A 6,588-nucleotide genomic window follows, 5' to 3' on the forward strand; every position below is an offset into this window, starting at 1 on the left:
GCACGCACCCCGGGGCCGCCTCTCGGCGAGCCGCTCCGGCCGTCGGCCGGGCGGGAGTCCTCAGGCCTTCCGCCGTACGGCGATGACGGCCGCGCCCAGCACGCAGGCGACGGCGGCGGCGACGTAGGCGAGGTGGTAGCCGCCGAGCTGGTCCGAACCGGTCCCCGCGACCAGGACCATCACCGCCACGCCCGCGCTGGCGCCGATCTGCTGCATCACGACGTTCACCGCGCCGGCGACGGCGTGCTGCTGCTCCGGGACGCCGGAGAGCCCGGCCGTGGTCATCGAGGGGAAGTTCAGCCCCTGGCCGATGCCGCTGACCACCAGGCCGGGCAGCACGTGCAGCACGTAGTTCCCGTCCTGCGGCGTGCCCAGCCACAGCCCGGTGCCGACGCCGATCAGGACCAGGCCGACGGCCATCAGCGTCCGCGGGGAGTACGTGGCCAGCAGCCGGCCGGTGACGAAGTTGGCGGTGAGGAACACCGCCAGGGACATCGGCACCAGCGCCAGACCGGACTCGGAGGGCGAGTAGTGCAGCATCCCCTGGAGGTACAGCGGGGCGAAGAACAGCATCCCGATCGAGCCCGTGTACTGGAGGAACGCCGACAGGCTCGCGTCCCGCACCGAGGCGATCCGGAAGAGGCCGAGCGGGAGCACCGGGTCGGCGGTGCGGTGCTCCCGGACGACGAACAGCACCAGGAAGACCGCCGCGGCGGCCAGCACGGTCCACGCCGTCGCGCCGCTGCTGCTCACGCCGACCACGAGCAGGGTGAGGCCGAGGGTGCCGGTGATCGCGCCGGGCAGGTCCAGCCGGCCGCGGTGACCGGCGCCGTCGGGCAGCCCGACGCGGGTCGCGGCCAGCACGCCGACCCCGATCAGCACCGAGAACCAGAGCACCGAGCGCCAGCCGAAGAACTGGGTCAGGACGCCACCCAGCAGCACCCCGCCGCTGAAGCTCACGGCGCCGACGGCCGTGTACACGCTGATCGCCCGGTTGCGCGCCGGGCCGACCGGGAAGAGCGCGGTGAGCAGGCCCAGCGCGGCCGGTCCCGACAGGGCGGCGCCGATGCCCTGGACGGCGCGCGCGCCCAGCAGCGTCACGGTGTTCGGGGCCACCGCCCCGACCAGCGCGGACACGGTGAACAGGGCGACGCCGACCTCGAACACCCGCCGCCGCCCGAGCACGTCGGCCAGCCGGCCGCCCACCAGCAGGAAGCCGGCGAAGGTGACGGCGTAGGCGGTCATCACCCACTGGAGCGTGGTCTCCCCCAGGTCGAAGCGCTCTCCGACGGACGGCAGGGCGGCGTTGAGCACGCCGAGACCGCTCACGTCCAGGGCGAACGCCCCGGCCAGCACGCCGAGCGCCAGTCCCGGCCGGCGGGCCGACTCGACCGCGGTGGCGGTCATGCGGGCCCGCCCGGGAGGTCGCGGCCGAGCGCACGGCGCCGCGGGAGAGAGTCGGCTAAGGAGCTGTCGGCACCGGCTGACGACGTATCAAGATTCTCAACTGCCATGCGGTCAGCTTGCATTGATCGCTCATCCGCTGTCCACCCCGCCCGGCGCGCATGATACCGGGAGTCGGAGCTCCCCGGGGTCGTCCGATTTCCGTCGACCTATACCCGACCTCGGCGCCCACCACACCTTCGTACACCTGTCGCACCGAGGAGATCGAATCGGACACTTTGTCGATCAAATCCCGCCAGCGCTTCATCCGGCCGTCGAAATACGCGATCCTTGAATCGATGAACGCGTAGTCGACACACCTCTCCGCACCCCGAGGGCGGATGAACATACCCGCGCTGCGGAATTCTCAGCAGCGGAAGTGGCCGGCAGCCCGACCGGCAGGAGCCGAACGCGTCGGCCAGAATTCCACAGTGTGCCGCTGATCAGTGAGCCGCTGGACGGCGACCACTCGAACACCCCCGAAGACCCGACCCTCACCCCGCCCTGCCGCGCCGCGCGGTCGGCACCCCGAGTCCTTCCTCCTGCCACGAGAGGAGCAGCGCTGCCCGACCGCACGCCCCTGCATGTCATGTACAGACCTACTACCGTGCCGGCAGGCTGACCGGCGCTGCCCGGACGCCGCCCACCCTCGACTTCTCGTTCGCTCCACCGGATTTCCCGTTCACTTCACCGGACTTCCCGTTCACACCGGGCGCGAACTCCGGAAACACCGGCCCCGTCCGCACGCCGCCCCGCCGATTCCGCGGCGGAGCCCGGCGCGGCGGACGGATCCCGCCGTGCCCCGCCCCCCTGGTTCCGGCTGCCCTGAAATCGGCGTCCCCCCCGACCGGCCGGCCGCGAAACCCCGTCCTCCATTCCATCCGCCCTGCTGAGGGAGTCGCCATGCCCCACGAGCGCGCAGCGCGAGACATCACCGACGTCACGGATTTCCTGCTGTCCCGCTTCGCCGAACTGTCGGACGTGTCCGCGGCCTCGGTGGACCTCCGGGCGCCGATGCACCGGTACGGGCTGGACTCGTTGAAGTCGGTGAACCTGGCGGCCTCCCTGTCCGAGTACCTCGGCTGGCAGGTCCCGGCCACCTGGATGTGGCAGTACCCGACCCTGGACGGACTGGCCCGCGCCCTCGTCGACGGTCCGCGCGCCGCCGGGCCCGCCCCCGGCGCCGAGCGCCGCAAGCCCGCGCACGAGCCGGTCGCGATCGTGGGCATCGGCTGCCGCTTCCCCGGCGGACCGGACCCGTCCTCGTTCTGGCGGCTGCTGGTCGAGGGCGGCGACGCCGTCGGACCGGTGCCGGCCGCCCGCCGCGAGCTGCTGGGCGACCGGGTCCGCTGGGGCGGGTTCATCGACGGCATCGACCGGTTCGACCCGCTGTTCTTCGGCATCTCACCCCGCGAAGCCGTCCAGATGGACCCGCAGCAGCGCCTGGTCCTGGAGCTGTGCTGGGAGGCGCTGGAGGACGCGGGCATCGCGCCGCACAGCCTCGTGGGCAGCGACACCGGCGTGTTCATGGCCTCCTGTTGGAACGACTACGCCGCGCTGGCGCACTACCGCGGCCCCGACGCCCAGATCACCCCGCACACCGCGACCGGCATCCACGACGGCATCATCGCCAACCGCGTCTCCTACGTCCTCGGCCTCCAGGGCCCGAGCATGGCGATCGACGCCGCCTGCGCCGGATCGCTGGTCTCGGTGCACGTGGGCTGCCAGTCGATCCAGCTGGGCGAGAGCGACCTGGTGCTGGCCGGCGGCGTCAACCTCAGCTTCGTCCCCGACTACTACACCGCCATGGACCAGTTGGGCGCGATCTCCCCCGACGGCCGCTGCAAGACCTTCGACGCCCGGGCCAACGGCACCACCCGCGGCGAGGGCGCCGGCGTCGTCGTGCTCGCCCCGCTGAGCGTGGCGCTGGAGCGCGACCTGCCGGTGTACTGCCTCATCAAGGGCAGCTCCTCCAACAACGACGGCCCCAGCAACGGGATGACGGCGCCCAACCCGCAGGCGCAGGAGAAGATGCTCCGCACCGCCTACCAGCGGGCGGGCATCGCCCCGCACCTCGTGGACTACATCGAGTGCCACGGCACCGCGACGCCCCTCGGCGACCCGATCGAGGCCAACGCCGTCGGCGCGGTGCTGGGCGGTGCCGACCGCGCGGCGCCGCTGAGGATCGGCTCCGTCAAGTCCAACGTCGGGCACCTGGAGGCGGCGGCCGGCATCGTCGGCCTGGCCAAGCTCGCGCTGTCGCTGCGCAACGGCGTCCTGCCGCCGAGCCTGCACTACAGCGCACCCAACCCGCAGATCCTCTTCGACGCGTACAACCTCACCGTCCAGGACCAGCTGACGCCGTGGCCGCGCCGCTCCGACGCCCGCCGGGGCGGCGTCAGCTCCTTCGGGTTCGGCGGCGCGATCTGCCACATCGCCGTCGAGGAACTGCCGCGCCCCGAGGCCTCGTTGCTCCTGCTGGCCGCGGACTCCCCCGCGGCGCTGGCCGAGGCGGCCCTGGAGTCGCGGGACGGGACCGACCTGCGCGCGCTCTGCCGCCGCACACCCGGCGACGGCCCGTTCCGGCTCGCGGCCACCGCCCGCGACATGGCCGAACTCCGCGGCGGCCTGGACGCCTTCGCCGCCGGCGGCACGGCCCCCGGGCTGAGCGTCGGGGAGGTCGGGGAGCGGGCCGGTCGGCCGCGGGTGGCGTTCCTGTTCTCCGGCAACGGCTCGCAGTGGGTCGGCATGGGCCGCCAACTGCTCGCCGGCCAGCCCGTGTTCCGCCGCTCCATGATGCGGTCCGACAAGCGGATGCGGGAGCTGCTGGGCTTCTCGCTCGTGGCGCAGCTGATGGACCCCGACGGCCGCCTCGACGACATGGACGTCTTCCAGCCGCTGCTGTTCTCCCTCCAGGTCGCGCTGGCCGAGACCTGGCGCTCGCTGGGCGTGGAGCCGGACGTCGTGGTCGGGCAGAGCGTCGGCGAGTTCGCCGCCTCGCACATCGCCGGCGCACTCGACTTCGACGACGCCTCCCGGCTGGCCGCCCACCACGGCCGGCTGCTCCAGCAGCTGGCCGTCGGCCGCGGCGAGGGCATCGTGGTGATGACCCCGGCGGACGAGGTCCGGCCGCACCTGACCGGCGGGCTCACCCTCTCCGGCCACAACGGCCTGAGCTCCACCCTGGTCACCGGCACGCCGCAGGAGATCGACGACCTCGTCCGGCGGCTGACCGACGCGGGCGTCGTCAACCACCGGGTGCGGATGGGCCACGCCCCGCACTCGCCGCTGGTCGACCACGTCCTCGCCCCGCTGAAGGCCGAGCTCGACGGCATCAGGCCGCGCACCGCCCGCGTCCCGATGATCTCGACGGTCACCGGCGAACTCGTCGACGGCGCGGAGCTCGGGCCGGACTACTGGGCGGACAACCTGCGCCGGGAGATCCGGGTGGTCGACGCCCTGACCAGGCTGCGCGACCACGACGTCGACGCGGTGGTCGAGCTCAGCCCGCACCCCCTGCTGCTCAAGTCGGTGTCGGAGATCCTGCCGGCCGTCACCACCCTGCCCTCGCTGCGGCGCGGCGCCGACGAGGCCGCGACCCTGCTCGGCTCGCTCGGCGCCCTCTACACGGCCGGACTCCCCGTCGCCGCCCACCCCTTCCTCGCGGGCGACCGCGGACGGCACGCCGTGCCGGCCGGCGGCGAGGCCGCGGCGGCCGAGCGGGTGCACCTGGTCCCGGTCACGGCCAGGACCGCGGACGCGCTGGCCGACACCTGCCGCGAGCTGTCCAACCACGTCGAGCGCGACCCGGGCCTGCGGGTCTCCGACCTCGCCTACACCCTCGCCGCCCGGCGCACCCACCACGGCCACCGCATCGCGCTGCTCGCCCGCGACCGCCAGGACGTCCTGGACGGGCTCGCCCGGATCGCCGACGGCCGGCCGCACCCCGACGTCGTCACCGGCACGGTCTCCGGCACCGCCGACCGGCGGGTGGCGCTGGTGTTCTCCGGCACCGGCACCCACTGGGCCGGCATGGGCCGCGAACTGCTGCGCTCGCACGCCGGCTTCCGGACCTGGATGCAGGCCTGCGACGACGCCGTGCGCGCGGCCGGCGGCGGCTCGGTGCTCGACCGGCTCACCGCCCCGGCCGAGCAGGCCCGGTACGAGGAGCTGGACGTCCAGCAGCCGGTGCTGTTCGCCCTCCAGGTCTCGCTGGCGAAGGTCTGGCTCGGGCTCGGCGTCGAGCCGGCCGCCGTGGTCGGGCACAGCCTGGGCGAGGTCGCGGCCGCCTGCGTGGCCGGCGCGCTGTCGCTGGAGGACGCCGCCCGGGTCGTGGTCGCCCGCTCGCAGCTGCTCGAACACGAGGCCACCGCGGGCGCGATGCTCTCGGTCGACCTGCCGGAGCCGGAGCTGCTGCCCCGGCTGGCCCGCTTCGCCGGGCAGGCGGCCGTCGCGGCGGTCAACAGCCCCACCAGCACGGTGGTCTCCGGCCCGCGCGAGGCCCTCGACGCCCTGGCGGGCGAGCTCGGCCGGGACGGGATCCCGGCCAGGATGCTCCGGGTCGAACGGCCGATGCACAGCCCCGGCATGGACGCGCTGACCGGCCCGCTGCGGGAGCGCCTCAAGGACATCACCCCGCTGGCGCCCGGCATCGACTTCCACTCCACCGCCCTGGCCGGCGCGGTGAACCCGGTCGCCGACGCCGACTACTGGGTGCGCAACCTGCGCGACCGGGTCCGGTTCGCCGAGACGACCGCCGCGCTCGTCGACCGGGGCGTCTCCACCTTCATCGAGATCGGCCCGCACGAGACGCTGCGCGGCGCGGTCGAGGAGACCGGGCTGTCGCGGGGCGTCCGGGTGCACGCGGTCAACTCGATGCGGCGCGGGGAGAGCGACGTCCGCTGCCTGCTGGGCGCCGCCGCCGAACTGTTCGTCAGGGGCCTGCCGCTGACCTTCGACCCGCTGTTCGACGACGACGTCGAGGTGGTGGAGACCCCGCTCGTCCAGTGGCAGAAGGAGCGCTACTGGATCGACACCGAGCCCCGTCGCGAGCCCGCCCCGGCCGACTCGACCGCCGCCCCGGTCGCGGCCCCGGCCACCGCCGTAGCCGTCGCCGCTCCGGTCGCGGCGCAGCCGGCGCAGGCC

Annotated in this window: 2 protein-coding genes; one reads left to right on the forward strand and one right to left on the reverse strand. The window is 74.1% G+C overall.

Annotated elements, in window-relative coordinates:
• Positions 1 to 60: 60 nt before the first annotated feature.
• On the reverse strand, positions 61 to 1,407 hold the full coding sequence (locus tag ACFU6K_RS27580; RefSeq protein WP_380667426.1) for an MFS transporter: 1,347 nt from the start codon (positions 1,405 to 1,407) through the stop codon (positions 61 to 63).
• Between the two features lie 939 nt (positions 1,408 to 2,346).
• Here ACFU6K_RS27580 and ACFU6K_RS27585 point away from each other — a divergent pair.
• The coding region (locus ACFU6K_RS27585; RefSeq protein ID WP_380667428.1) for an acyltransferase domain-containing protein at positions 2,347 to 6,588 on the forward strand (4,242 nt) is incomplete at its 3' end.

This window comes from Kitasatospora sp. NPDC057512 (assembly GCF_042802135.1).
In the GTDB taxonomy this organism is placed as follows: Bacteria; Actinomycetota; Actinomycetes; order Streptomycetales; family Streptomycetaceae; genus Kitasatospora.